The sequence below is a fragment of the Vibrio sp. 811 genome, from assembly GCF_033339195.1.
In genome coordinates this window covers 1-873 of record NZ_JAWOUB010000204.1, presented here as the reverse complement: position 1 = coordinate 873, position 873 = coordinate 1, and the positions used below count along the sequence as shown (strand labels likewise).

The 873-nt window shown below is 43.2% G+C and carries 1 protein-coding gene; it reads right to left on the bottom strand.

Features of this window, described 5'->3' with window-relative positions; all coding sequences use genetic code 11:
- Positions 1 to 107 precede the first annotated feature (107 nt).
- Positions 108 to 873, bottom strand: a 766-nt coding sequence (locus R7Q46_RS25835) for an HD-GYP domain-containing protein (RefSeq protein WP_318078038.1), incomplete at its 5' end; no start/stop codon positions are given.

Here is an 873-nt window from a genome sequence, read left to right as displayed (position 1 = left end):
AGGGTTTCCCACAACATACTTCACCTCCAAACCAAATACTGTATATAAAAACAGTATTGTTTATAATTTCCTCCTAGTCAATATTTGTGCTCCTTCGTTTACGGGGATTACATCAACCCTAAGCCTGTGTAGTGCTCAGGATATTTATGGATGATTTGTTTTAGATAATTTTGATGCTCACGCAGCGCATTGACACATTCTCTGGACAACAATCCTTGATACACCCATTTCTCCAACTCCAGCAAGGCGTAAGGTATCGACCAAGCTTGGCGATATGGGTGGTGAGTCGTAAGCACATCGAATGCGTTAGCCACAGCAACGATTTGCGCTGCAATTGGGATCGCCTCTTTCTTCAAACCGTACGGATAACCAGAACCATTAAGGTTTTCGTATTGGTACGTAATCATCTGCAAAAACAGCGTCACGCTTGGGTGAACTGGATTACCAATACGCGCCACTATATCGTCTGCAGATTCGATACACTGCTCGATATGTTGAAGAAGAATCGCCTCCTGCTCTCTCGTGTAACGTGTTCTACTACAGGCTATTTCTATCGGCAGTTGAATATCGCTCAATGCATGAAACTGCGCAAACGTACCAATATGCTCAACCGTTTCGTCATTAAACTGATGATGATCCGCGAGTTGTGTGGCGATTAACTGGCTGTAATATTTCATCCGTTTAGTATGGGCATAATATTCTGGCGAATAACTCGGCATCATACCCTGCATTCGATCGGCAAGCGTTTCGATGGCATGGACGACATGATCCTCAGACTCAACAGCAAATTGAACCATCTCAAAATAAGGCTTAAGTCCATTCAATGCTTCAAGCTTAAAAGCTTGGGGCTGGGCAGAATTTAAAAAGACAAAT